This window comes from Pseudomonas sp. S150 (genome assembly GCF_004526365.1).
GTDB classification, from domain to species: Bacteria; Pseudomonadota; Gammaproteobacteria; order Pseudomonadales; family Pseudomonadaceae; genus Aquipseudomonas; species Aquipseudomonas putida_A.
In genome coordinates, this window is sequence record NZ_CP038207.1 from 1,469,565 (window position 1) to 1,493,700 (window position 24,136).

Sequence of the window (24,136 nt, forward strand, 5' to 3'; positions counted from 1 at the left end):
GATGTTTTTCAAGTGATTGGAAGTTTCTTGTCGGCATCGAAAATAAATTAGCCGTTATTAATATCCACGGAAGACAAGGAGTCTTTGATGGAACTCAAGTTAAATGACAAGGTGGTCGAGGCCGCCGCGAAAGCGCCTCTGGCATTTGTAAATGCTTCGCTGGGTGTGGGTGAGGGGTATAACCGCGGTACCGGTTTGCAAATGACCAAAGAGCAAATTATCAGTCTAAGGAAGTATGAAGTTCTCGGCCTCTCGCTGCCCGTCCGGTTGCAAGATGTTATTGCCTATCTGAACTATGGTGCGGGTGATGAAGGCGGCGTGGGCCTGAAAGCGGGAGATTTCCTGCGCACCTTCAGCATGACCTATGATCACGCCAAACGCTGGTCGCCATTGCGCGAAAAGATCATGTTGACCGGTAACGATCTGAGAATCTTTGCTGGCAGTATTATCCGCACGGGTAACGCCATTGTTGAAGTGTATGAGGATCTCAAGGCCTCGAGGTATCTCGAAGAGCACAACATCAATACGCCTGAGGAATACCTGAATCTGCAACGGCAGATTCCGGGTCTGCCTGATCTTGACCTGTCTTCGGAAGATATCCTGGATATCAAGGCGTATCTCAATGACCTGTTGGCTAAAGTTGCGCATTGTCATCAGGAAGCCGAGCGCGTTCGGGCCCTGCTGGACAGTTTTGGCGCCGATATGCGTGAAAAGGTGCTGCCGGAAATTGCCTTGCGACTGCAGTTCGTCTCCAGGAACACTTATCAGAACGATACCAAGGCGCTGCAGGAAGTCATTGATCAGCGCGCAAAAGAAATTGATGAACTGAACAAACAGTACGATCAACTGGTGCAGGAAGCGATCAAGTCGGCGGCCACCCTGAATATTGGCGGATTGATTCTTGGCATTTACCAAGGCGTCAAGGCCGAGAAAATCCGCTCTGAACGTAATCGCCTGAAGCAACTGCAGCAGGTCGATAACCAGAGTATGGCAAGCAAGAACCAGACGCTGAGTTCGTTGAACAAGGTTCGAGATGATTTGCAGAATTTGAGTTACGTGGCGATTGAAGCCGAGGTCGCGACTCAGAACCTGATGCTGGTATGGAATGCCCTCAGTGATTACGTCGAGGCGTCGTTCAAGGAAGTTGACGGTATTTTCGAAGCGACTTCGCTACGCCGTTTCAAGATTCAATTACTGAGTATCATCGATCCCTGGGAGCAGATAAAAGTCAGCTCTGATCAGTTGCTGAAAGTGTTTGAAGAGGCTGACAGGGAATATGAAAGAAGTGGGCTGGTTGTTCGGAGTGGGTCAATGATGTCTTTGCTATCGGTTAGTTCGGCTGTACCCGCATTCAACATGCCCCGCCTGCGTGAGCATAATGCGGGTGTGCAGGGTCTTAATACCACGGCTCAGATGCTCTTCGAGCAATTCGATTACATGCCTGGAACTGTCGGGGCCATGAACAATCTGGCGCTCGCCATCAACAAGGCCACCTACGATCTGCGGAGTCAGGCACAGGCCACCAGCATTTACCTGGAACGCGCCGATAAAAAACTGCGCAGCTATCAAGCTGAGCTGGAGTATCCGGACGACGCGGACGAAGTTCGCGAGGATATGGAGGTCGAGCTGAAGAATATCTTCAACAAGGTGGCGGTGCAGAACGAAGATCTGAAAGCTGTGCACAAGAGCATCAGCGCTTATTACGATCGCAGCGCCTCGGCCGAGTGGATCGTGACGCTCAAGGCCGAGCGTGTCACCACGATCGAGCTCAAGGCCAGATCCGACAAAAAACTCGCAGACCTGACGACCGAAATGAAGTCTGTTTCCGAGGGTATTGATCTGATCGCCAAGGCTGGCATCGAGAAAATTGGCGAACAAGCGCAGTTGTCTCTGGAAAGCCTCAAGGCATTGGGACTGGCGCCACCTCAGGTGCAGGTTGCCCTGCTGGCTATCGAGACGCTGAAGAAACTGATTTCCGGCATTGGCGAGGCCGTTTCCTTTCTCAATATGCTGGCAGCGTACAACCGGCTGAATGAACAGGCAGGTGATCTGCGCACACAGATCAACAAATACAGCAAAGACCTCGCGCGCATTGAAGGCCGGATTGAGCTGGTCGAAACCCTGGATCAACTGGACGACGGCCGTGCGGCTTACGCTGGAGAGTTCAGCGTTCTGATCGATGACTTTACCCGCTTCGCCAATGATTTCAGACAGAACACTGCGCTTCCCGTTGAAACCCGGGCGCAAGCAGCGATTGATCGAGTCGCCGAAGTCGTCCGGCATCTACAGAGCATTCATCAATAACAAGGAGCTGGAAAGGTGGGCGACTAGCCTGCCTTTCCTGAAACGGCATGAATGCTTTGGCTTATGAATTTTCAGCGATGCAACGGCGTGTACTGGACCGTTACGGGCGATTTCTCGGCACCTTGCCGACGACATTCAATGCGATACCGCTGGTCTTCGAGCGCCGGAGAAAGGCAGGGCATCAATTGGCCGTCCTGGCCAAAGACTCGCGTCTGGAGAACGCCCGGTTCAATCAGCGCTATCTGCAGGATTTCTGGGCGCGTACCGAAGCGTCGAGGCGTCTTGGCGCAGGGTATCTAGGGGATCTGCAAGTGTTTACCCGCGAAGCCCTGGATATCACAGGCAACACCTCCAGACACGAGCCTGTCAGCCAGGTGGACTTTCGGCTGTTCAGCCTTTCGCGGTCGACCAGCTGGCAGTTGTTCCCAGCAGAGGATGTGCCTGACCTGATCCACGAACTGGCACTGCGTTTCTATGCGCTGCAGGCCGAGATACGGCAGCTGAAATACACGGTCGTGGAAGTGTACGACGAGTCATTTGGCTTGAAGTCAGTGTTTCTCAGCGCTATGGATCACCGCTCCTGTCTGTGTCATGCGACGCCAACCGTTGCCGAAGGGTTGTTTGGCGATTCATTGACGACGCCTGTCTGGGATCTGGCTTATGCATCGACTGATCCGGCCATCAGGGCGGCTGAATACCAGGCTGATATCGCGGCGTTATTCAATGGAGTCGTGTCGCTGAATACGCAGGTGGGGCTATTCATCGAAGCGCTTTATCAGCGCCTCGACAACGTGTGCAATCAACTCTTGCAGGCGAAGTCTGCGGTGAAACTGAGTGAGCTGAATTTCAAACTCGCCGCGATGACCGAGAGCGCCAATGAGTGCATGGCAATGCTCGATCATCTTGAGGCGTGGCTGCGCCCATAAAAAAAGGCCCATGATTGCTCATGGGCCTTTTTCTCAATCGCTACGTATTACACGTAGAACGATTTCAGCGGCGGGAAGCCATTGAATTCGACGGCGCTGTAGCTGGTGGTGTAGGCACCGGTCGACAGCCAGTACAGACGATCACCGATGGCCAGGTTCAGCGGCAGACCGTACTTGTAGTTTTCGTACATGATGTCGGCGCTGTCGCAGGTTGGGCCGGCGATGACCACTTCTTCCATCTCGCCTTTCTTCTCGGTCCAGATCGGGAACTTGATCGCCTCGTCCATGGTTTCGATCAGGCCGGAGAATTTACCCACATCGGTATACACCCAACGCTCAACGGCGGTGCGGGATTTACGTGCAACCAGCACGACTTCGCTGACGAGAATGCCGGCGTTGGCAATCAACGAACGGCCCGGCTCCAGAATGATTTCCGGCAGGTCATCGCCGAAGTCTTCCTTCAGGAAGCGGATGATTTCTTCGGCGTAGGTTTCCAGGCTATTGGTGCGGGTGATGTAGTTGGCCGGGAAGCCACCGCCCATGTTGATCAGCTTCAGATGAATGCCGTCTTCTTCTTTCAGGCGCTCGAAGATCACTTTGACCTTGGCGATCGCCGCGTCCCAGACACTGATGTCGCGCTGTTGCGAACCGACGTGGAACGAGATGCCGTACGGCACCAGGCCCAGGTCGCGGGCGAGGATCAGCAGGTCCATGGCCATGTCGGTCTGGCAGCCGAACTTGCGCGACAGTGGCCAGTCAGCGGTGGTCGAGCCTTCGGTGAGGATGCGCACATAGACTTTCGCACCCGGCGCAGCCTTGGCAATGTTGCGCAGGTCGGCTTCGGAGTCGGTGGCGAACAGGCGCACACCCTTCTCGTAGAAGTAGCGGATGTCCTTGGACTTTTTGATGGTGTTGCCGTAGCTGATCTGGTCCGGGCTGACGCCACGGCTCAGCACTTTGTCCAGCTCATAGATGGAGGCGATGTCGAAGCTCGAGCCTTTCTCTTTGAGCAGGTCGATGATCTCGACAGCCGGGTTGGCCTTGACCGCGTAGTAGACCTTGGCGAATTCGAAACCGGCGCGCAGGTCATCGTAGGCCTGGGCGATCATCGCGGTGTCGATCACCACGAACGGGGTTTCCTGTTTGTCGGCGAACGCCTTCATTTTCTGAAAGGTTTCGCGCGCGAAATAGTCTTCGACCTGGATCGACATGCTGGAGTGCTCCTATGGGCAAACGGGTAAAAACATGGGTGTAAATGAACGTCCTCCGTATCCCCACTTTGGTTCGCCTACTTCCCAAGGCATGTCGCCGAAAGCAAAAAGGCCACGGGCGTATCTGCCCTTGGCCTTGCTGTCTCGTCGTCAGTACTTGAGCCGGATGGATCGTTTCCAGCATGGACGTTCGGCGCGAACTTTAGGGCGTGAGGGGCGTGAGATCAACTAAAAATGTCGCGTTTTTGCACGCTTCTGACGTACGTCGCGGATATCACTCTTTGTAGCCGACCCAGATGACGGACAGATGTTCCCGGGGAATTTTCATGTGTTAAAAATACCTGCACGTTCGCGGCTTTTGTCGGCTAATTAGCCGGGAAGTGTGATCGGCGCAACATCGGCGACGTTGGCGGCGAGAGGTGGATGTGAGGGGGATTTTGGCCGTTTGGGAGCGGGTGTTTGCAGAGGTGCTGCGGACATTGCTGTTGAGATTCTTTTCCGCCCTGTGAATGCGCCCAAAGATTGCGCGAATCCTGTGGGAGCGAGCCTGCTCGCGAAGACATTTTCACAGCCAACATCATTGTTGCCTGTTATTGCGCATTCGCGAGCAGGCTCGCTCCCACAGGTCAGGTGTTTTTACGCGACCACAGCCTCAGCCGGCGAGACGATATTGGTCTTCATCCCGCGCGAACGCCCCGAGCTCAGATAGGCTGCGATCGACTCCTGCGTCACCTCACCGAGGAACACCCGCTCGGCATCCATCACCGGCAGCCACGAACGGTTGAATTCGTACATGCGCGACAACAGGATGCGCAGATGTTCGTCGTACGCCGCGGTGGCGTTGAACTCACGCAGATACTGCGCGCAGGTGCCGGTCTGGCGGTGCAGGTCGCGACGACGCACATAGCCCAGCGCCTTGTTCTCGGCACAGGTGACCACCACGTAGCGGCGGTCATGCTCGTCCATCAACTCCAGCGCATCGGCCACCGGGGTTTCCGGGCTGACCGAAGGCGCATTGTCGGCGGCGTCTTCGGCCTTCACCAGCAGCAGGCGTTTGAGGGTGCTGTCCTGGCCGACGAAATTGCTGACAAAGTCGTCCGCCGGGTGCGCGAGCAGCGTGTCCGGATGGTCGATCTGCAGCAGTTTGCCGGCGCGGAAAATCGCGATCTTGTCGCCGAGTTTGATCGCTTCGTCGATGTCGTGGCTGACCATGATCACGGTCTTGTTCAGCGCCCGCTGCATCTCGAAGAACTCGTTCTGGATCATCTCGCGGTTGATCGGGTCGACCGCACCAAACGGCTCGTCCATCAGCAACAGCGGCGCATCCGCCGCCAGTGCGCGGATCACGCCGATGCGCTGTTGCTGGCCGCCGGACAGTTCACGCGGATAGCGATGCAGATACTGCTTGGGTTCCAGTTTGATCATGCTCATCAGTTCGCGAGCGCGGTCGTGGCATTTCTGTTTGTCCCAGCCGAGCAGTTTCGGCACCACGACGATGTTCTCTTCGATGGTCATGTTCGGGAACAGGCCGATCTGCTGGATCACGTAGCCGATGTTGCGGCGCAGGGTCACTTCGTCGAGGTCGGTGGTGTCTTCGCCGTTGATCAGGATCTTGCCCGAGGTCGGCTTGATCAGGCGGTTGATCATTTTCAGCGTGGTGCTTTTGCCGCAACCCGATGGCCCGAGGAACACACAGATTTCGCCTTCATTGACGGTCAGGCTCACCGAGTCCACGGCTTTGACATCTTTGCCGTTGCTCTGGAAGGTCTTGCTGAGGTTTTGAAGTTCGATCATTTGAGGAGTCCTTTTGGAGTCAGCGTACGTTGCAGCCACTGCAGGAGAAGGTCGGCGAAGATCGCCAGAAGACTGACCAGCAGCGCGCCGACGATCAGCATCGACATGTCGCTGCGGCTGATGGAGGCGAGGATCAGCACGCCAAGGCCACCGGCGCCGATGGTCGCGGCGATGGTCATCACGCCGATGTTCATCACCACCGCGGTGCGCACCCCGGCGAGGATCACCGGCACCGCAATCGGCAATTCGACCATGCGCAGGCGCTGGCCGAAGGTCATGCCGATGCCGCGTGCAGCTTCACGAATGCCCGGCTCGACGCCGGTCAGGGCGAGATAGGTGTTGCGCATGATCGGTAGCAGCGAATAGAGGAACACTGCGGTGATCGCCGGCATCGGCCCCAGGCCCTGGCCGAATTTGGAGTAGAACGGCAGCAGCAGGCCGAACAGGGCAATCGACGGCACGGTCAGCAGCACCGTGGCGCTGGCCTGCAAGGGACCGGCGAGGCTCGGGAAGCGCGTCATCAGAATGCCCAGCGGCACACCGATGAGAATCGCCAGCGTTACCGCGATGCCGACCAGGGTGATGTGCTGCCAGGTCAGGTGCATCACCTGCTGCCAGTCGAGGTGGGAAAAGGCGTTGAGAAATTCCATGACTTTTCCTCCTTAGTTGAGTGGGTGCTGGCGCAGGAAATCCGCGGCCACTTTCGATGGGCTTTCGTGATCGACATCGACCCGCGCGTTGAGTTGGCGCATGGTTTCGTCGTCGAACAGTTGCGCCAGCGGCTTGAGTTGCTCGGCCAGTTGCGGGTGTGCATCGAGGTAGGCCTGACGCACCACCGGCGCGGCGGTGTAGTCGGGGAAGTAATGCTTGTCGTCTTCCAGCAGCTTCAAGCCGAAGGCGTTGAGGCGGCCGTCGGTGGTGTAGACCAGACCGGCAAACACCTGGCCATTGCGCAGCGCGGTGTAGACCAGCCCGGCGTCCATCTGGCGGATGTTCTTGCGGGTCAGGTTCATGTCGTAGAGCTTGACCATGCCGTCCAGACCGTCGGAGCGGTTGGCGAACTCGGTGTCCAGCGCCACCAGGTGATTGGTCTTGGCTTCATCACGCAGAACCTTGTTCAGGTCGCTGATGGTGTTGATCTGCGGGTACTCCTCGGCGACTTTTTTCGGCAGGGCGAGGGCGTAGGTGTTGCTGAATTTCGACGGGGTCAGCCAGACCAGGCCTTTTTTCGCGTCGAGTTCTTTGACCCGGGCGTAGGACTGTTCGCTGTCGAGTTTCTCGGTGACATGGTTGTAGGCCACCAGCGACACGCCGGTGTATTCCCAGAGCATGTCCAGCTGTCCGCTTTCGTGGGCGCTGCGGGCGAGATTGCTGCCCAGACCGCCGGTGATCTGCGCGTCGTAGCCTTTGCTGCGCAGGTATTGCGCGGTGATTTCCGCGAGCAGGGTCTGCTCGGTGAACACCCGGGCGCCGAGGCGAATCACTGGTTTTTCGGCGGCTTGGGCCAATCCTGCAAACAGCAGGAGGCAGCTCAAGATCAAGCTAAATCGTTTCATAAATATTCCTTCGCAAGAGCCTTAAGACGGGCGCAAACCGCGTTCCAGCCAGAGACGGCTGGCGAGGGTGACCACGCCATCGAGCAGCAGGGCCAGCAGCGCGGTGCACGCGGCGCCGAGCAGCAGTTGCGGCTGATTGTTCAGGGCGATGCCAGGGAAGATCAGGCTGCCGAGGCTGTTGGCGCCGATCAGGAAGGCCAGCGGCGCGGTGCCGACGTTGATCGCCAGTGCCACGCGCACGCCACCGATGATGATCGGCACGGCGTTGGGCAATTCGACTTTCCACAACACCTGGCGCGGAGTCATGCCGATGCCGACGGCGGCTTCTTTCAGCGAACCCTGGACGTTTTTCAGGCCTTCGTAGGTGTTGCGCACAATCGGCAACAGGGATGCGAGGAACAGAGCGAAGATCGCCGGACCACTGCCGATGCCGAGAACCCCCAGGGCAATCGCCAGTACGGCCAGCGGTGGTACGGTGTTGCCGATATTGAAGATCTGCATGAAGCGTTCAGCGCGGCCGACCATGGTCGGGCGACTGAGGAAGATACCGGCGGGGATGCCCACGACCAGGGCGGCCAGCATTGAAGCGAGGACGAGAATCAGATGAGCTTGCAGGTAAAACAACAAATCGTCGCGGTAGTGTTCGATCGTGTTGATGCCGATCCAGTGGATCAGCAGGGCCAGGAGCGCGATAACCACCGCACCTCCCATCAGCCCTTTGCCATAGCGGATAGCCACAGGCGGACTCCTTTTTTATAGTCGGCGAACGCTCTCCCGTGTGGCATGCCAAGCCTTGGCTGCCGGGAATAAACGTTCGCGAGAAGCAGCTCCTTCAGCACCGGCAACAAGCGGTCTGAAAGCGAGCCATGAGCGCAGCCTCGTCAGGCTAACTTGCTGATTTTTCAGCCCCTGACGAAATGTCGTAACAGGGGATGGACGTCTCCGTGCTTTAAAAGGTTCCCATCTGGGGCAGCATTTGGCCACCCTTAATGTGCTCAACGGTTCGGTTATTGCATCGAGTTGGGCTATAATCGCGGCCCTTTTTTGAATCACCGCCAGGCGATTTCCCATGACCAACCAGGCCGCCGAAGTCGCGAAACGCCGCACTTTCGCCATTATTTCCCACCCCGATGCCGGTAAAACCACGATCACCGAAAAGCTCCTGTTGATGGGCAAGGCGATTGCAGTGGCCGGTACGGTGAAATCCCGTAAATCCGACCGCCATGCGACATCCGACTGGATGGAGATGGAGAAGCAGCGGGGTATTTCCATTACCACGTCGGTCATGCAGTTCCCGTATCGCGAACACATGATCAACCTGCTCGACACCCCGGGCCACGAAGACTTCTCCGAAGACACCTACCGCACCCTGACGGCGGTCGACTCGGCATTGATGGTCCTCGACGGCGGTAAAGGTGTTGAGCCACGGACCATCGCCCTGATGGACGTCTGCCGTCTGCGTGACACGCCGATCGTCAGCTTCATCAACAAACTCGACCGTGACATCCGCGACCCGATCGAACTGCTCGACGAAATCGAAGCCGTTCTGAAGATCAAGGCAGCGCCGATCACCTGGCCGATCGGTTGCTACCGCGACTTCAAGGGCGTGTACCACCTAGCCGACGACTACATCATTGTCTACACCGCCGGTCACGGTCACGAACGCACCGAAACCAAGATCATCGAGAAGCTCGACTCCGACGAGGCGCGCGCGCACTTGGGCGACGAGTACGATCGCTTCCTCGAACAGCTGGAACTGGTGCAGGGCGCCTGCCATGAGTTCAACCAGCAGGAGTTCCTCGACGGTCAACTGACTCCGGTGTTCTTCGGTACGGCATTGGGCAACTTCGGTGTTGATCACGTGCTCGACGCTGTAGTTGACTGGGCCCCGCGTCCGCTGGCCCGTGTCGCCAACGAACGTACCGTGGAGCCGGTGGAAGAGAAGTTCTCGGGCTTCATCTTCAAGATCCAGGCGAACATGGACCCGAAGCACCGCGACCGCATCGCCTTCATGCGTATCTGCTCCGGCAAGTACGAGAAAGGCATGAAGATGCGCCACGTGCGTACCGGCAAGGACGTGCGCATCGGCGACGCCCTGACGTTCTTCTCCTCCGAGCGTGAACAGCTGGAAGAGGCGTACGCCGGCGACATCATCGGTCTGCATAACCACGGCACGATCCAGATCGGCGACACCTTCAGCGAAGGTGAAGTCCTCGGTTTCACCGGTATCCCGCACTTCGCCCCGGAGCTGTTCCGTCGTGTGCGTCTGCGTGATCCGCTGAAGTCCAAGCAGTTGCGTCAGGGTCTGCAGCAGTTGGCCGAAGAAGGCGCGACCCAGGTGTTCTTCCCGGAGCGCAGCAACGACATCATTCTTGGCGCCGTGGGTGTGCTGCAGTTTGATGTGGTCGCCAGTCGTTTGAAGGAGGAATACAAGGTTGAGTGCTCGTATGAGCCGATCACTGTTTACTCCGCGCGCTGGATCGAATGCAGCGACAAGAAGAAGCTTGAGGAGTTTTCCAACAAGGCGGTGGAGAACCTCGCACTGGATGGCGGTGGGCACCTGACCTACCTGGCGCCGACGCGGGTTAACCTGGCGTTGATGGAAGAGCGGTGGCCGGATGTGAAATTCCGTGCGACGCGTGAGCATCACTAAGCGCTGAGCTGGGTTGTCTGGAGCCCCTGAGGTGTAGGCCTTGGGGGCTTTTTTTGGGGCTTTGGTCTTGGCGGCCTTTGGGCCGACCAGGTTCTTGGTTTTTTTGTGTACATATCCGTTTTTTAGGTGATGGCGGATTAGGGTTCCGCCCTTACGGCGGGTCACTTTTGACAAACGCCTCAAAAGTAACCAAAAACGCTTGCTCCTGCGTTCGGCCCGCTCGCTGGGGCTCGGGGTCCCTTCGTTGCGGGACTGATCCGGGCGCAGCGCCTACGGTTTGCTTCGCTGCACCTCCTCTCGCTGTGTTTGGCTTCGCCAAACGGTCGCTGCGCTCCCACCCCCGGATCAATCCCTCCACTCAGCCTTCCGACGTCGCCCGTGGATCAAGATCAAAAGCTTTCGGCGAGCTGACACTCGGCCATTTGAGTGGTGAAAAGCATGCGCCTGGCTTTAGCTTTTTCTGTGGGAGCTGGCTTGCCAGCGATGGCGGCCTGATAGCCGACCAATTTCTACCTGAATACACCGGGTTCAACCTGTGGGAGCGGGCTTGCTCGCGAAGGCTGCCTGACAGCCGACCAATCTCTACCTGAATACACCGGTTTCAACCTGTGGGAGCGGGCTTGCTCGCGAAGGCTGCCTGACAGCCGACCAGTCTCCAGCTGACCGCACCCATTCCCACTGTAGGAGCCAGCCTGCTGGCGATGGCGGCCTGACAGCCGACCAGTTTCTCTATCCAATTGAGCGACTGAAGGAAGCTCCTTGCAGGGACTGTAGGACGAATCCGTATTTTGAGATCTCAAGGTTCTTGAACGCGACAACCGGCGCGCTGGACGTTAGTGTTCCAGGTCACGCCAGTCGCTTTGAGAGGTCAATGGAATGACGCGCAACCTCATCCATCTGCTGCGCCCCAATGGCTATTTCAGTCTGATGGCCTGGGTGCTTGCGGCGTTGCTGTTCATCAATCGTCTGAGCAGCATGGTCAAGTTGTTCATGGCGCTGTATCTGCGTCAGGAGCTGGGGCTGGCGATTGAAACCGTCGGCTGGTTGCTGTCGGCCTATGGTGCCGGGTTGTTGGTCGGTTCGATGCTGGGTGGTTTGCTCAGTGACCATGTGCGTACGGCGCGGCTGACGGCGGGGTTGTTCTTTGTTTCGGTGTGGGTGTTGATCCTGCTGGGGCTGGTCTCGCAAGTGCCGTTGCTTGCGGCATTGCTGTTGCTCAGCGGGACGATCGATGGGGCCATTCGCACCCTGCACCAACGCCTGATCATGGAGTACTGCGAAGTCTCTCAACGCTCGCGCGCGCAGGCCTTGAGCCGGGTGGCGCGTAACCTTGGCATGGCCGCCGCGGGTGTGGCGGGCGGGGTGTTGGCGCAGACGGATTTCCGTTGGGTGTTTTTTGTCAGTGCGGCGATGACGTTGCTGGCGTTGCTGTGGTTTGTGCGCACTACCTGGCACCGTGAGGTGCTCGAGCCCGATGAGGTGACCGAGGCTGGCACTGGCACACCGTTGCGCGACGCGGCGTTCCTCTGGCTGCTCGGTGCGGCGGTGTTGCTGGGGATGGCGTTCGATACGGTCTACAGCACGCTGGGCAACTATCTGCGCGACTACTACCACTTGAGCACCGAGGCCATCGGCTGGCAGTTCGGGCTTAACGCGATGCTGGTGGTGGCGCTGCAGATACCACTGACGCATTGGGGCGAGCGCTGGGGCTTGCGTCGGCAATTGCTGGCGGGTTGTGTGTTGCTGGCGGTCGGGTTGGGAATGTTGCCGTTTGGTTCGGGGCTGTTTTACGTGTGTTTGTCGACGGTGATCTGGACGTTGGGTGAAGCTTTTTTCATGCCGCCGATGAATGTGCTGGTCATGCGGCATGCGCAGGGCGGCAAAAGCGGCCAGTATTTCGGCCTGTTTTTCATGAGCTGGAGCGCCAGTGCATTGCTGTCGCCGGTGTTGAGTGGTCAGTTGTATGGTCGCTTCGGCGGCCACAGTGTATGGCTTGCAAGCGCGACACTGGCGTTGTTGACCTTGCCGCTGATCTGCCTGGCGACGCGCTCATCGACCCAAGACAAGGCGCTGGCCACCAGCAAACGCACGGCCTCGCTTAGCTGATTCGGTTATAGCGGTTATTCACAAGTGATCTGCCGTACCGGGGCATTTCCCGGGGTTGGTCAGCGTCCTATCTGGTGAACGGGACTGATCGGAACTAGATTTCATTCAGCGCCGGATCGGCACCCCAGGCTTCAACCACGAAAGGATGGAAATGGCTATGAGCATTTTTCAACGCATTGTGCTGTTGCTTAAGGTTTTGGTGATGTTGACGCTTGGCACTACGGCGGCGTGGGCAAGTTCTGCCACACCATCACAGGGGTTTAACGCAGCCCACGGACAAGCCGGTGTGGTCATGCTGGCCAAGTCTGAATCCGAACCGGGCGATCAGGATCAGGGCGGCAGCAAGGATGATGACGACTCGACCACTGATGAGCCGGACACCGACGATGACGAAGGCGACAGCCAGTCGTAAATCGCCGGCAAAAGAAAACCCCTTCTTCCCCGACTGATGCGCAATCGGGGGAGAAGGGGTTTGGTTAACGCTTTAGCGACAACTCAAGTTCCCTGTGGGAGGAGGCTTGCTCTCGAAAGCGGTGAGTCAGTCACCATTATCAGTGACTGTCACACCGCATTCGCGAGCAAGCCCGCTCCCACAATTTCGTCCGCCGTTAATCAGGCGGCGCCGTCGAGAAATTGCTCGGCGTAGTGGCAGGCCACCTGGCGATTATCCAATTCACGCAACAACGGCTCTTCAGTGCTGCAACGCTCGGTCGCGTACGGGCAGCGCTTGTGGAACGCGCAACCCGGTGGCGGGTTCAGCGGGTTGGGCAATTCGCCGACGATCTTGATTTTCGGCTTGTTCGGGTCCGGGTGAATGGTCGGGGTCGCCGACAGCAACGCCTGGGTGTACGGGTGCAGCGGACGTTCGTAGATAGCGTCTTTCGGGCCCATTTCCACCGGGCGACCGAGGTACATCACCATCACGTCATCGGCCACATGTTGCACCACCGCCAGGTTGTGCGAGATGAACACGTACGCCGTGTTGAACTCTTGCTGCAGATCCATGAACAGGTTCAGCACCTGGGCCTGAATCGACACGTCCAGTGCCGAGGTAGGCTCATCCGCCACCAGCACTTTCGGTTGCAGCATCATCGCCCGGGCGAGAGCGATCCGCTGGCGCTGACCGCCGGAGAACATGTGCGGATAGCGCTGGTAGTGCTCGGGACGCAAGCCGACCTGCTTCATCATCGCCTGGACTTTTTCGCGGCGTTCAGCGGCGGACAGGTTGGTGTTGATCAGCAGCGGCTCGCCGAGTTGGTCACCGACTTTCTGCCGTGGGTTCAACGACGCGTACGGGCTCTGGAATACCATCTGCACGTCTTTGCGCAGTTGTTTGCGCTGGGCCTTGTCGGCGCCAGCCACTTCCTGGCCGGCGATTTTCAACGAACCGGACGACGGCTCTTCAATCAGGGTCAGGGCGCGGGCGAGGGTGGATTTGCCGCAGCCCGATTCGCCGACTACGGCGAGGGTCTTGCCGGCTTCCAGTTCGAACGACACGCCGTTGAGCGCGCGTACGGTGGCGTGCCCCTTGAACAGGCCACGGGATACTTCGTAGTGACGGGTCAGGTCGCGGGCGGTAAGTACGACGGCCATTACGCCACCTCCTGGTTCAGCGGGAAGAAGCAGCGCGCGAGGCTGTTGCTTTTCGGATCAAGGGCCGGACGCTGCGCGCGGCAGGTGTCCTGCACGTACGGGCAGCGCGGCGACAGCAGGCAACCCTGCGGGCGGTCATAACGGCCCGGGACGATGCCCGGCAGTGTCGCCAGACGCTCGGCGCCCTGGCTGTGTTCCGGAATCGCCTTGAGCAGCGCTTCGCTGTACGGGTGCGCCGGGATGTCGAACAGTTGCGGCACCTGACCGACTTCAACAGCCTGGCCGGCGTACATCACGCACACGCGCTGGGCGGTTTCGGCCACAACCGCGAGGTCGTGAGTGATCAGCACCAGGCCCATGTTCTGTTCTTTCTGCAACGCCAGCAGCAGATCCATGATCTGTGCCTGAATGGTTACGTCGAGTGCCGTGGTCGGTTCGTCGGCGATCAGCAGTTTCGGCTCGCCGGCAATCGCCATGGCAATCGCGACACGCTGACTCATACCGCCAGACAGTTGGTGCGGGTAGGCGTCCATACGGCTGGCGGCGCCCGGGATCTCCACTTTTTCCAGCAGTTCGATGGCGCGTTTGCGCGCCTGCTTGCCGGACATTTTCAGGTGCAGGCGCAGCACTTCTTCGATCTGGAAACCGACGGTGTAGCTCGGGTTGAGCGCGGTCATCGGGTCCTGGAACACCATCGACAGGTCTTTGCCGACGATTTGCCGACGCTGGCGATTGCTCAGCTTGAGCATGTCTTTGCCGTCAAAGCTGAGCGAGTCGGCGGTGACGATGCCGGGATGCTCGATCAGGCCCATCAGCGCCATCATGGTCACGGATTTACCCGAACCCGATTCGCCAACGATGGCCAGGACTTCGCCTTTGTCGACTTTCAGGTCGAGGCCATCGACAACGGGTGTCGCGGTTTTGTCGCCGAAGCGAACGTTGAGATTCTTGATTTCTAACAGTGACATGGGAATCTCCTCAGGCGGCGTTCTTGAGTTTCGGGTCCAGCGCATCGCGCAGACCGTCGCCCATCAAGTTGATTGCCAGCACGCTGAGCAAAATGGTCAAACCAGGCAGACTCACGACCCACCAGGCGCGTTCGATGTAGTCGCGGGCCGAGGCCAGCATGGTGCCCCACTCAGGGGTTGGCGGTTGTACGCCAAGGCCGAGGAAGCCCAGGGCGGCGGCATCGAGAATCGCCGAGGAGAAGCTCAGGGTGGCCTGCACGATCAGCGGCGCCATGCAGTTCGGCAGCACGGTGATGAACATCAGACGTGGCAGACCGGCACCGGCCAGGCGCGCGGCGGTCACGTAGTCGCGGTTCAGTTCGCCCATCACGGCCGCGCGGGTCAGACGCACATAGGACGGCAGCGATACCACAGCAATGGCGATCACGGTGTTGATCAGGCCAGGGCCGAGGATGGCGACGATCGCCACAGCCAGCAGCAGGGACGGCAGGGCCAGCATGATGTCCATCAGACGCATGATGGTCGGGCCGATCATTTTCGGGAAGAAACCGGCGAACAGACCCAGCAGGATCCCCGGGATCAGCGACATCACCACCGACGACAGACCGATCAGCAGCGACAGGCGCGAACCCTGGATCAGCCGTGACAGCAGGTCGCGACCCAGTTCATCGGTGCCGAGCAGGAATTGCATCTGCCCGCCTTCGAGCCACGCCGGTGGCGTCAGCAGGAAGTCCCGGTATTGCTCGCTCGGGTTATGCGGGGCGACCCACGGCGCGAAGATCGCGCAGAAAATCACCAGCAGCATGAACAGCAGGCCGGCAACCGCGCCCTTGTTCTTGGAGAAGGCTTGCCAGAATTCTTTGTACGGTGACGGGTACAGCAGGCTTTGATCCGCGTTTGGAGCGGAAGTGGCTACTGAGGATGTTGGAGTGCTCATGGTATGGACCTCAGCGCTGATGACGGATGCGTGGGTTGGCAAAGCCGTAGAGGATGTCCACTACGAAGTTGACCAGAATCACCAGGCAGGCGATTAACAGGATGCCGTTTTGCACAACCGGGTAGTCCCGGGCGCCGATGGCTTCGATCAGCCATTTACCGATGCCGGGCCAGGAGAAAATGGTTTCGGTCAGGACTGCACCGGCCAGCAGGGTGCCGACTTGCAGGCCGACCACGGTCAGCACCGGAATCAGCGCGTTGCGCAGGCCGTGGACGAACACCACGCGCGAGGGCGACAGGCCTTTGGCCTTGGCGGTACGGATGTAGTCTTCACGCAGCACTTCGAGCATCGACGAACGGGTCATCCGCGCGATCACCGCCAGCGGAATGGTGCCGAGCACGATGGCCGGCAGGATCAGGTGATGCAGGGCGTCGAGGAATGCGCCCATGTCATCGGCCAGCAGCGTGTCGATCAGCATGAAACCGGTGCGCGGCTCGATGTCGTAGAGCAGGTCAATCCGCCCGGAAACCGGGGTCCAGCCCAGGCTCACCGAGAAGAACATGATCAGGATCAGGCCCCACCAGAAGATCGGCATCGAATACCCCGCCAGGGAGATGCCCATCACCCCGTGGTCGAACAGGGATCCTCGCTTGAGCGCCGCGATCACCCCGGCCAGCAGGCCCAGGATGCCGGCAAACAGCAGGGCGGCCATGGACAGTTCCAGGGTCGCCGGGAAGAGGGAGGTGAACTCGGTCCATACGCTCTCACGCGTACGCAGGGATTCGCCGAGATCGCCGTGGGCCAGTTTGCCGATGTAGTCCAGGTACTGGGCATACAGCGGTTTGTTCAGACCTAGGCGTTCCATTGCCTGAGCGTGCATTTCGGGGTCGACCCGACGTTCGCCCATCATCACTTCCACGGGGTCGCCCGGAATCATGCGAATCAACGCGAAAGTCAGCAAGGTGATGCCGAAAAACGTGGGGATCAACAACCCCAGTCGGCGGGCAATAAAACTAAACATCTTGTGTGGTACCTCATCAGCCGGTTAGGCGTGCCCGGCGACCCTGGGATCAGGGAGGCCGGGAGTTTCTTATCTACTTCACCTGGGTAGTGGCGAAGTTATTGGTTGTGAGAGGGCTGATGTGATAACCCTCTACGTTGTTGCGCATTGCGGTAAACATCCGGGTGTGGGCCATGCTGATCCACGGTTGGTCCTGATTAAACAGCACCTGGGCCTGTTCGTAGAGTTTGGCGCGTTCGGCCGGATCTACTTTAGCCCGTGCTTCGTCGAGCAGGGTCTGGAATTTCTCGTTGCACCAGCGCGCGTAGTTTTCGCCGTTCTTGGCTGCTTCGCAACTGAGCATAGGCGTCAGGAAGTTATCCGGGTCGCCGTTGTCGCCCGCCCATCCGGCCGACACCATGTCGTGCTCGCCGGCCTTGGCGCGTTTGAGCATTTCGCCCCATTCCATGACGCGGATGTCGATCTTGATTCCGACCTTGGCCAGGTCAGCCTGCATCATCTGCGCGCCCAGCATCGGGTTCGGGTTGGTCGGGCCGCCACCGTTACGGGTAAACAGGGTAAACACGGTGCCTTCCGGAACCCCGGCTTCCTTGAGCAGGGCGCGTGCCTTGTCCAGATCGCGTGGCGGGTTCTTCAGGTCGTGGTTGTAGCCCAGCAGCGTCGGCGGGTACGGGTTGACCGCCACGCTGGCGTTGCCTTTGCCGAACAGCGCGTTGACGTAGGCTTCCTTGTCGAACGCGATGTCGATGGCCTTACGCACGCGCACGTCGCTCATGTATTTGTGCTGGGTGTTCATGGCGATGTACGAGACGGTCATCGCGTCCATCTCGTCGACTTTCAGGTTGCTGTCTTTCTTGATGCTCGGGATGTCATCCGGTTTCGGATACAGCGCGATCTGGCACTCGTTGGCCTTGAGCTTCTGCAGGCGCACGTTGTTGTCGGTGGCAATCGCCAGGATCAGCGCGTCAGCCGGGGCCTTGCCACGGAAGTAGTCCGGGTTGGCCTTGAAGCGCACCTGCGCATCCTTGGCGTAGCGCTGGAAGATAAACGGACCGGTGCCGATCGGCTTGCTGTTCAGGTCGGCAGTTTTGCCAGACTTGAGCAACTGGTCGGCGTATTCGGCCGGGTAGATCGAGGAGAACGCCATGGCGATGTCGGCCAGGAACGGCGCTTCGCGGCGGGTCAGGGTGAACTTGACCGTGTTGTCGTCGACTTTCTCTACGCTTTTGAGCAGTTCCTTGAAGCCCATGCTTTCAAAGTACGGGAAGCCCACGCTCGACAGTTTGTGCCACGGGTGATTCGGGTCCAGCTGACGCTGGAAGCTCCAGACCACGTCGTCGGCGTTCATGTCGCGGGTCGGCTTGAAGTATTCGGTGGTGTGAAACTTGACGCCTTTGCGCAGGTGGAACGTGTAGGTCAGGCCGTCTTCACTGATGTCCCAGGATTCGGCCAGTGCCGGAATCACTTCGGTGGTGCCGGGCTTGAAGTCGGCCAGGCGGTTGAAGATCGTTTCGGCCACCGCATCGGCAGTGACTGCAGTTGTGTACTGGACCATGTCGAAGCCTTCCGGGCTGGCTTCGGTGCAGACCACCAAGGGTTTGGCCGAGACGCCGATGGCGGCGCTCAACAACGCGGCAGCGACGGCCGCACGTAGGGGAAGCATTTTCATCGATAACCCTCTGCAATCGGTTGAAGACAAAAACCGAACGGCCGACTCGTCATGAGTCAGCCGTCGGTTGGCGGTTTTTACAGGATGTTGAACGGGATGGTGGTCACGAGACGGAACTCGTTGATGTTGCCGTCAGCCTGGTGCTCGCTCGCGCGGTGAGTGGTGTAAGTCGCGCGAATCGCGGTGGCCTTCAGAGGGCCACTCTGCACGGCGTAAGAGGCGCCGATGCCGTATTCGTAGTGGCTTTCGCCGTCCATCAGGCTCAGGTCGCCGCGCTTGTCACCTGGGACGGTGTAGGCAGTACCGGTGTAGTGAGTCCCGTCGATGCCCCAGCCGCGAGCCTGGTAGATGTTGAACTTCAGGCCTGGCACGCCGTATTCGGCCATGTTGATGCCATAGGCGATCTGGAAGGATTTCTCGTTCGGGCCGTTGAAGTCCGACAGCAGGGAGTTGGCCAGGTAGATGCCGTTGGTTTCGTGCAGGTAGTCGAAGTACTCGTCACCGTTCACTTGCTGGTACGAGAAGGTCAGGCTGTGCGCCTGGTGGGTCAGGCCGAACGACAGCGAGTAGGTGTCGTTGTCGATGTTGCCCATCAACTTTTTGCCTTCGTCGACGGTTTTGTAGTAGTTCAGGCCGGTGGTCAGGCTCAGTACCTGGCTATCACCCAGTTCGTGGGTGGCGCCGAAGTAGTACTGGTTCCAGAAGTCTTCGACATTGGCTACGTACAGGCTGGTTTTCAGACTCTTGAGCGGCTGGTAGTTCACGCCGCCGGTGTAGACCTTGTCAGTTTCCGCGCCGTTGGCGTTGTACTCACTGCGGAATTTCGACAGGCTCTGCTCGGTACGAGGCGAGACGCGGTCGAAACCGGCCAGGTCGAACGACAGGTTGTTGAATTCTTCGCTGTGCAGGCTGATACCTTCGAAGCTCGAAGGCAGCGGACGGTTGCCGATGACGTCGACGATCGGGGTGCTGAAATTCTGACGACCCGCGGTCAGCGTAGTGTTGGAAACACGGAACTTGACGTTGGCCAGACCCAGTTTGCTCCACTGGTCGACAGCGTCGCCGTCGGAGTGCGCCAGGGTGCGGTTGGAGCCGCCAGCAATGTCCTTGCGGTCGCGGTCGAGAGCGATGGCGTTGTAGGCCGCCACCTCGGTGCTGACGCCAACGGTACCTTGGGTAAAGCCCGAGGTGTAGTTGACGATTGTGCCCTGCACCCAGTTGATACGGCGCGGGGTCTTGGTCCGGACCACTGGCGAAGTATTCTTGTCGCTGTTTTTCACGTAGCTGAAAGTGTCGTCGCGACGACGCAGTTCGTTGGCATACCAGTTACGCGTGGTGCCGCCCAGACTTTGTCCATCGACAAAACCTTTGGCCTCGCTTTGGGCGCTGCTGCCGGCCAGAGTGGTCGGTACGAATTCCTGACTGACAGGTTCTGCATACGCCGTAGCGGTGATGCTGCTGATGGCCAAGGCCAGTATCGCGGTGCTGCTCAGTTTCATGGGTGAAGCTCCTTTACTTTCTTTTTATGCCGGCTTTTTTGGGTTGGCCGGTTATTGGTTTAGAACTCATTCACACATCGCAAACGTTTGCAAAAGGCCTGATTGGCGAATTTCGGCAAAGCGCTTGCGTGAGGGGGATAGACAGCCCCCTCAGCGTTGCGGCTAATCGGTTGGGTTAATCGATACTGACGCCCGAGAACACATTGCGACCGAAGGGGCTGACCTTGAAGCCTTCAACCCGGGCGCTTAACGGCTGGTTGACCGTCGAGTGGGCGACAGGCGTGATCGGCACTTGCTGCTTGAGCAACTGCTGCGCCTGTTTGTAGAGCACGGTGCGCTGGTCGCGGTCGGTGACGACCTTGGCCTCTTTGATCAGCTTGTCGTAAGCCGGGTCGCACCACATGGAGTAGTTGTTGCCGCCAATCGCGTCGCAGCTGTACAGGGTGCCCAGCCAGTTGTCCGGGTCACCGTTGTCGCCGGTCCAGCCGATCAGGCTGATGTCGTGCTCACCATTCTTGGTGCGCTTGATGTACTCGCCCCATTCGTAGCTGACGATCTTCACTTTCAGACCGATCTTGGCCCAGTCAGCCTGGAGCATTTCGGCCATCAATTTGGCATTCGGGTTGTATGGGCGCTGTACCGGCATCGCCCACAGGGTGATCTCGGTGCCTTCCTTGACGCCGGCAGCCTTGAGCAGCTCGCGGGCTTTTTCCGGGTTGTAGGCGGCGTCCTTGATGCTGTCGTCGTAGGACCACTGGGTCGGTGGCATGGCGTTGACCGCCAGTTGCCCGGCGCCTTGATAAACAGCGTTGAGAATCCCCTGTTTATTCACCGCCATGTCCAGCGCCTGACGTACTTCGAGCTGGTCGAAGGGCTTGTGGCGCACGTTGTAGGCGATGTAGCCGAGGTTGAAGCCCGGCTTGGAGATCAGCTGCAGTTTCGGGTCGGTCTTCAGCGCTTCAACATCGGCAGGGCGCGGGTGCAGAGTGATCTGGCATTCGCCGGCCTTGAGCTTCTGCACGCGCACCGAAGCGTCGGTGTTGATCGCGAAGATCAGGTTCTTCAGCTTGACCCGGCTCGGATCCCAGTAGTGCTCGTTACCGGTGTAACGGATATTCGAGTCTTTCTGATAGCTCTTGAACACGAACGGCCCGGTGCCGACCGGCTTCTGGTTGATGTCGCTCGGCTTGCCTTCGGCCAGCAGCTTGTCGGCGTATTCGGCGGACAGGATGGCAGCGAAGCTCATGGCGATGTTCTGGATGAACGCGGCGTCGACGCTGTTGAGCGTGAATTCCACGGTCAGCGGCCCGGTCTTTTCGACCTTGGCAATGTTCTTGTTCAGGCTCATCCCGTTGAAATACGGGAATTCGGTCGGATAAGCCTTACGGAATGGCTGTTGCGGATCGAGCATGCGGTTAAACGTGAACAGCACGTCGTCGGCGTTGAAATCGCGCGTCGGTTTGAAGTACGGCGTTGTATGAAATTTCACACCTTCACGCAGGTGAAAGGTGTACTTGAGACCATCCTCGGAAATATCCCACTTGGTTGCCAGTCCCGGTACGACGTTGGTCGCGCCTTTTTCAAACTCGACCAGGCGGTTGTACAGCGGCTCGGCGGCATCGTTATCGGTGGCCGTCGTGTATTGCGCGGTATCAAAACCCGCCGGGCTGCCTTCGGAGCAGAACACCAGGCTGTTGCTGGCGGCGTAACTGGCGGACGTGGCGGCCAACAGGCCGGCGCCCAGCAGTGCGGAAAAAACCAAGGTATGGCGCATGACGCTCCCTCTTTTTTGTAGTGTTGTTCAATGCACCGCGGTCCCGTCCAGGGACGCTGAGGTGGCATTGAGCTCAATCCAGTACGTACAGCAAGCCGGTGGCCCACGCAGAAACTGGTCAGAACCCGACGGTAGGGGCCGTGGGTCTGGCAGTAAATGCGCTGAGTCCTAAAGACTCGTAGGAAAAGGCAACACATCATGTACCACCCTGTTAGAGCAGGGTGGAAATGGCTGTAGGCAAATTCCTGGCTAGTCGGCAGAAAAAAAACAGCGGCGCCGCCTGAAACGTCGCCGCTGTCTGTTTTTAATTGCTGACGCTGACGCCGTAGAAGGAGTTCAAGCCGAATGGGCTGATCTTGAAGTCCTGCACGTTGGCGCGCATGGGTTGATACACCGTCGAGTGAGCGATAGGTGTCATTGGGACTGCATCTTTGAGGACGTGTTGCGCCTGTTTGTACAGTTCGGTGCGCTTGGCCTGGTCGGTAGTGCGTTTGGCTTCCTTGACGAGGCCGTCGAACTTCTTGTCGCACCACTTGGAGAAGTTGTTGCCGCTGAGCGAGTCGCAGCCGAACAGCACGTTCAGCCAGTTGTCCGGGTCACCATTGTCACCGCTCCAGCCAATGATCATGGCCTGGTTCTCGCCACCTTTGGAACGCTTGATGTACTCGCCCCACTCGTAGCTGGTGATCTTCACGTTCAGGCCGATCTTCTTCCAGTCGGACTGGAGCATTTCAGCCATCAGCTTGGCGTTGGGGTTGTACGGACGCTGAACCGGCATCGCCCACAGAACGATCTCGGTACCTTCCTTGACGCCAGCTTCCTTGAGCAGTTGCTTGGCTTTTTCAGGATCGTACTTGGCGTCCTTGATGGTGGTGTCGTAGGACCACTGGGTCGGTGGCATGGCGTTGACGGCCAGCTGGCCGGCGCCCTGGTAAACCGAATCGATGATCTGCGGCTTGTTCACCGCCATGTCCAGCGCCTGACGTACGCGCAGGTCAGCCAGCGGGTTAGCCTCGTTGCTGCCCTTGACCTTGTCCATCACGTTGTAGGCGATGTAGCCCAGGTTGAAACCGGCCTGGTCAGGCATCTTCAGGGTCTTGTCGGCCTTCAGCGCCGCGAGATCCGCCGGACGCGGGAACAGGGTGACCTGGCACTCGTTCTTTTTCAGCTTCTGGATACGCACCGACGGGTCGGTGGTGATGGCGAAGATCAGGTTGTCGATCTTCACGTCCTCAGGTTTCCAGTAATCCTTGTTGCCGGTGTAGCGGATGTTCGAGTCTTTCTGGTAGCTCTTGAACACGAACGGGCCAGTGCCGATCGGCTTCTGGTTGATGTCGGCAGCCTTGCCTTCCTTGAGCAGCTGGGCTGCGTACTCGGCGGACTGGATCGAGGCGAAGCTCATGGCCATGTTCTGGATGAACGCGGCGTCGACTTCTTTCAGAGTGAATTTAACGGTGTGGTCGTCGACTTTATCGATCTTGGTGATGTTGGTGTCCATCCCCATGTCGGTGAAGTACGGGAATTCGGTCGGGTACGCCTTACGGAACGGGTCATCCTTGTTAATCATGCGATTGAAGGTGAACAGCACGTCGTCGGCGTTGAACTCACGAGTCGGCTTGAAATACGGGGTGGTGTGGAACTTGACGCCTTCACGCAAGTGGAAGGTGTAAGTCAGGCCGTCCGGGGAAATGTCCCAGCTGGTGGCCAGGCCCGGGATAACGGCGGTGCCGCCACGCTCGAACTGGCTCAGGCGGTTGAACATGGTTTCGGCTGAGGCGTCGAAGTCGGTTCCGGTGGTGTACTGGCCTGGATCAAAACCGGCCGGGCTCCCTTCGGAGCAGAACACCAGGTTAGTCGCAGCGGATGCGAAAGGTGCGGAGGCTAACAAGCCTGCGCCGACTAAAAACGGAATGACCGCGTGTTTAAGCATGTTGGCCTCATGATTTGTTGTCATTTTTTAATATTGAGGTACGACCTCGTGAGTCGTGCCTGCGGATACTTATGCAGGGGCCATACCCAATGCAAGATCCAGAGTGTGAGCGAGCGTTAAACGGTGGCACGTACGTACCTTAATGTCGCATCTGTATAACTTTTGACGCATTTGACCGTTTGCGGGTGGATTTTA

The 24,136-nt window shown here is 58.6% G+C and carries 18 protein-coding genes; 5 read left to right on the forward strand and 13 right to left on the reverse strand.

The window, feature by feature from the left end:
• The first annotated feature begins 87 nt into the window (after nucleotides 1-87).
• Both E3Z29_RS06660 and E3Z29_RS06665 read left to right on the forward strand, forming a co-directional pair.
• Nucleotides 88-2,304, forward strand: a complete 2,217-nt coding sequence (locus tag E3Z29_RS06660) for an alpha-xenorhabdolysin family binary toxin subunit A (protein ID WP_134785423.1) — start codon at nucleotides 88-90, stop codon at nucleotides 2,302-2,304.
• A gap of 47 nt (nucleotides 2,305-2,351) precedes the next feature.
• The gene (locus E3Z29_RS06665) at nucleotides 2,352-3,230 is read left to right on the forward strand and encodes a hypothetical protein (RefSeq protein ID WP_134785424.1); all 879 of its coding nucleotides are present in this window, start codon (nucleotides 2,352-2,354) and stop codon (nucleotides 3,228-3,230) included.
• Nucleotides 3,231-3,277: 47 nt separating this feature from the next.
• Here the strand turns inward: E3Z29_RS06665 and E3Z29_RS06670 are convergent, their stop codons facing one another.
• From E3Z29_RS06670 to E3Z29_RS06695, 5 genes are all read right to left on the reverse strand, one after another.
• Nucleotides 3,278-4,441, reverse strand: coding sequence for a type III PLP-dependent enzyme (locus E3Z29_RS06670; RefSeq protein WP_039769212.1), 1,164 nt, complete (start codon nucleotides 4,439-4,441; stop codon nucleotides 3,278-3,280).
• A gap of 636 nt (nucleotides 4,442-5,077) precedes the next feature.
• Nucleotides 5,078-6,235, reverse strand: a complete 1,158-nt coding sequence (locus E3Z29_RS06680) for a betaine/proline/choline family ABC transporter ATP-binding protein (protein ID WP_003221591.1) — start codon at nucleotides 6,233-6,235, stop codon at nucleotides 5,078-5,080.
• Nucleotides 6,232-6,885 (reverse strand): ABC transporter permease, encoded by a 654-nt coding sequence (locus E3Z29_RS06685; protein WP_007965673.1) that lies wholly within the window; start codon nucleotides 6,883-6,885, stop codon nucleotides 6,232-6,234. Before E3Z29_RS06685 ends, E3Z29_RS06680 begins: the two co-directional genes overlap by 4 nt.
• 12 nt (nucleotides 6,886-6,897) lie before the next feature.
• Nucleotides 6,898-7,791 (reverse strand): glycine betaine ABC transporter substrate-binding protein, encoded by an 894-nt coding sequence (locus tag E3Z29_RS06690; protein ID WP_041066880.1) that lies wholly within the window; start codon nucleotides 7,789-7,791, stop codon nucleotides 6,898-6,900.
• Nucleotides 7,792-7,812: 21 nt separating this feature from the next.
• Nucleotides 7,813-8,502: an ABC transporter permease gene (locus tag E3Z29_RS06695; RefSeq protein ID WP_171061924.1), complete on the reverse strand. Its 690-nt coding sequence runs from the start codon at nucleotides 8,500-8,502 to the stop codon at nucleotides 7,813-7,815.
• A gap of 358 nt (nucleotides 8,503-8,860) precedes the next feature.
• On the opposite strand from E3Z29_RS06695, the gene E3Z29_RS06700 reads away from it, so the two are divergent.
• The 3 genes from E3Z29_RS06700 to E3Z29_RS06710 all read left to right on the forward strand — a co-directional run bounded on the left by E3Z29_RS06700 (nucleotide 8,861) and on the right by E3Z29_RS06710 (nucleotide 12,962).
• A complete protein-coding gene (locus tag E3Z29_RS06700; protein ID WP_027610807.1) occupies nucleotides 8,861-10,444 on the forward strand; it encodes a peptide chain release factor 3 in 1,584 nt (527 codons plus the stop codon).
• Between the two features lie 876 nt (nucleotides 10,445-11,320).
• Nucleotides 11,321-12,550 (forward strand): MFS transporter, encoded by a 1,230-nt coding sequence (locus tag E3Z29_RS06705; protein WP_134785426.1) that lies wholly within the window; start codon nucleotides 11,321-11,323, stop codon nucleotides 12,548-12,550.
• A gap of 157 nt (nucleotides 12,551-12,707) precedes the next feature.
• Nucleotides 12,708-12,962 (forward strand): hypothetical protein, encoded by a 255-nt coding sequence (locus E3Z29_RS06710; protein ID WP_047291237.1) that lies wholly within the window; start codon nucleotides 12,708-12,710, stop codon nucleotides 12,960-12,962.
• A gap of 200 nt (nucleotides 12,963-13,162) precedes the next feature.
• On the opposite strand, the gene E3Z29_RS06715 is transcribed toward E3Z29_RS06710, so the two are convergent.
• The 8 genes from E3Z29_RS06715 to E3Z29_RS06750 all read right to left on the reverse strand — a co-directional run bounded on the left by E3Z29_RS06715 (nucleotide 13,163) and on the right by E3Z29_RS06750 (nucleotide 23,941).
• The gene (locus E3Z29_RS06715; RefSeq protein ID WP_027610810.1) at nucleotides 13,163-14,143 is read right to left on the reverse strand and encodes a peptide ABC transporter ATP-binding protein; all 981 of its coding nucleotides are present in this window, start codon (nucleotides 14,141-14,143) and stop codon (nucleotides 13,163-13,165) included.
• The gene (locus E3Z29_RS06720; RefSeq protein ID WP_134785427.1) at nucleotides 14,143-15,111 is read right to left on the reverse strand and encodes an ABC transporter ATP-binding protein; all 969 of its coding nucleotides are present in this window, start codon (nucleotides 15,109-15,111) and stop codon (nucleotides 14,143-14,145) included. Before E3Z29_RS06720 ends, E3Z29_RS06715 begins: the two co-directional genes overlap by 1 nt.
• A gap of 10 nt (nucleotides 15,112-15,121) precedes the next feature.
• Nucleotides 15,122-16,048 (reverse strand): ABC transporter permease subunit, encoded by a 927-nt coding sequence (locus E3Z29_RS06725; RefSeq protein WP_007966702.1) that lies wholly within the window; start codon nucleotides 16,046-16,048, stop codon nucleotides 15,122-15,124.
• A 10-nt stretch (nucleotides 16,049-16,058) separates the two neighbouring features.
• Nucleotides 16,059-17,069 carry an ABC transporter permease subunit gene (locus E3Z29_RS06730; protein WP_007953665.1) on the reverse strand — a complete coding sequence of 337 codons (1,011 nt, stop codon included), beginning with the start codon at nucleotides 17,067-17,069 and terminating at the stop codon, nucleotides 16,059-16,061.
• Nucleotides 17,070-17,142: 73 nt separating this feature from the next.
• Nucleotides 17,143-18,738 (reverse strand): ABC transporter substrate-binding protein, encoded by a 1,596-nt coding sequence (locus tag E3Z29_RS06735; protein WP_098967183.1) that lies wholly within the window; start codon nucleotides 18,736-18,738, stop codon nucleotides 17,143-17,145.
• 77 nt (nucleotides 18,739-18,815) lie between these two features.
• Nucleotides 18,816-20,237 carry an OprD family porin gene (locus tag E3Z29_RS06740; protein ID WP_134785428.1) on the reverse strand — a complete coding sequence of 474 codons (1,422 nt, stop codon included), beginning with the start codon at nucleotides 20,235-20,237 and terminating at the stop codon, nucleotides 18,816-18,818.
• 175 nt (nucleotides 20,238-20,412) lie between these two features.
• The gene (locus tag E3Z29_RS06745; RefSeq protein WP_134785429.1) at nucleotides 20,413-22,011 is read right to left on the reverse strand and encodes an ABC transporter substrate-binding protein; all 1,599 of its coding nucleotides are present in this window, start codon (nucleotides 22,009-22,011) and stop codon (nucleotides 20,413-20,415) included.
• Between the two features lie 304 nt (nucleotides 22,012-22,315).
• Entirely contained in the window at nucleotides 22,316-23,941 is a 1,626-nt protein-coding gene (locus tag E3Z29_RS06750; RefSeq protein WP_027610816.1) for an ABC transporter substrate-binding protein, read from the reverse strand.
• Between the last annotated feature and the right edge of the window lie 195 nt (nucleotides 23,942-24,136).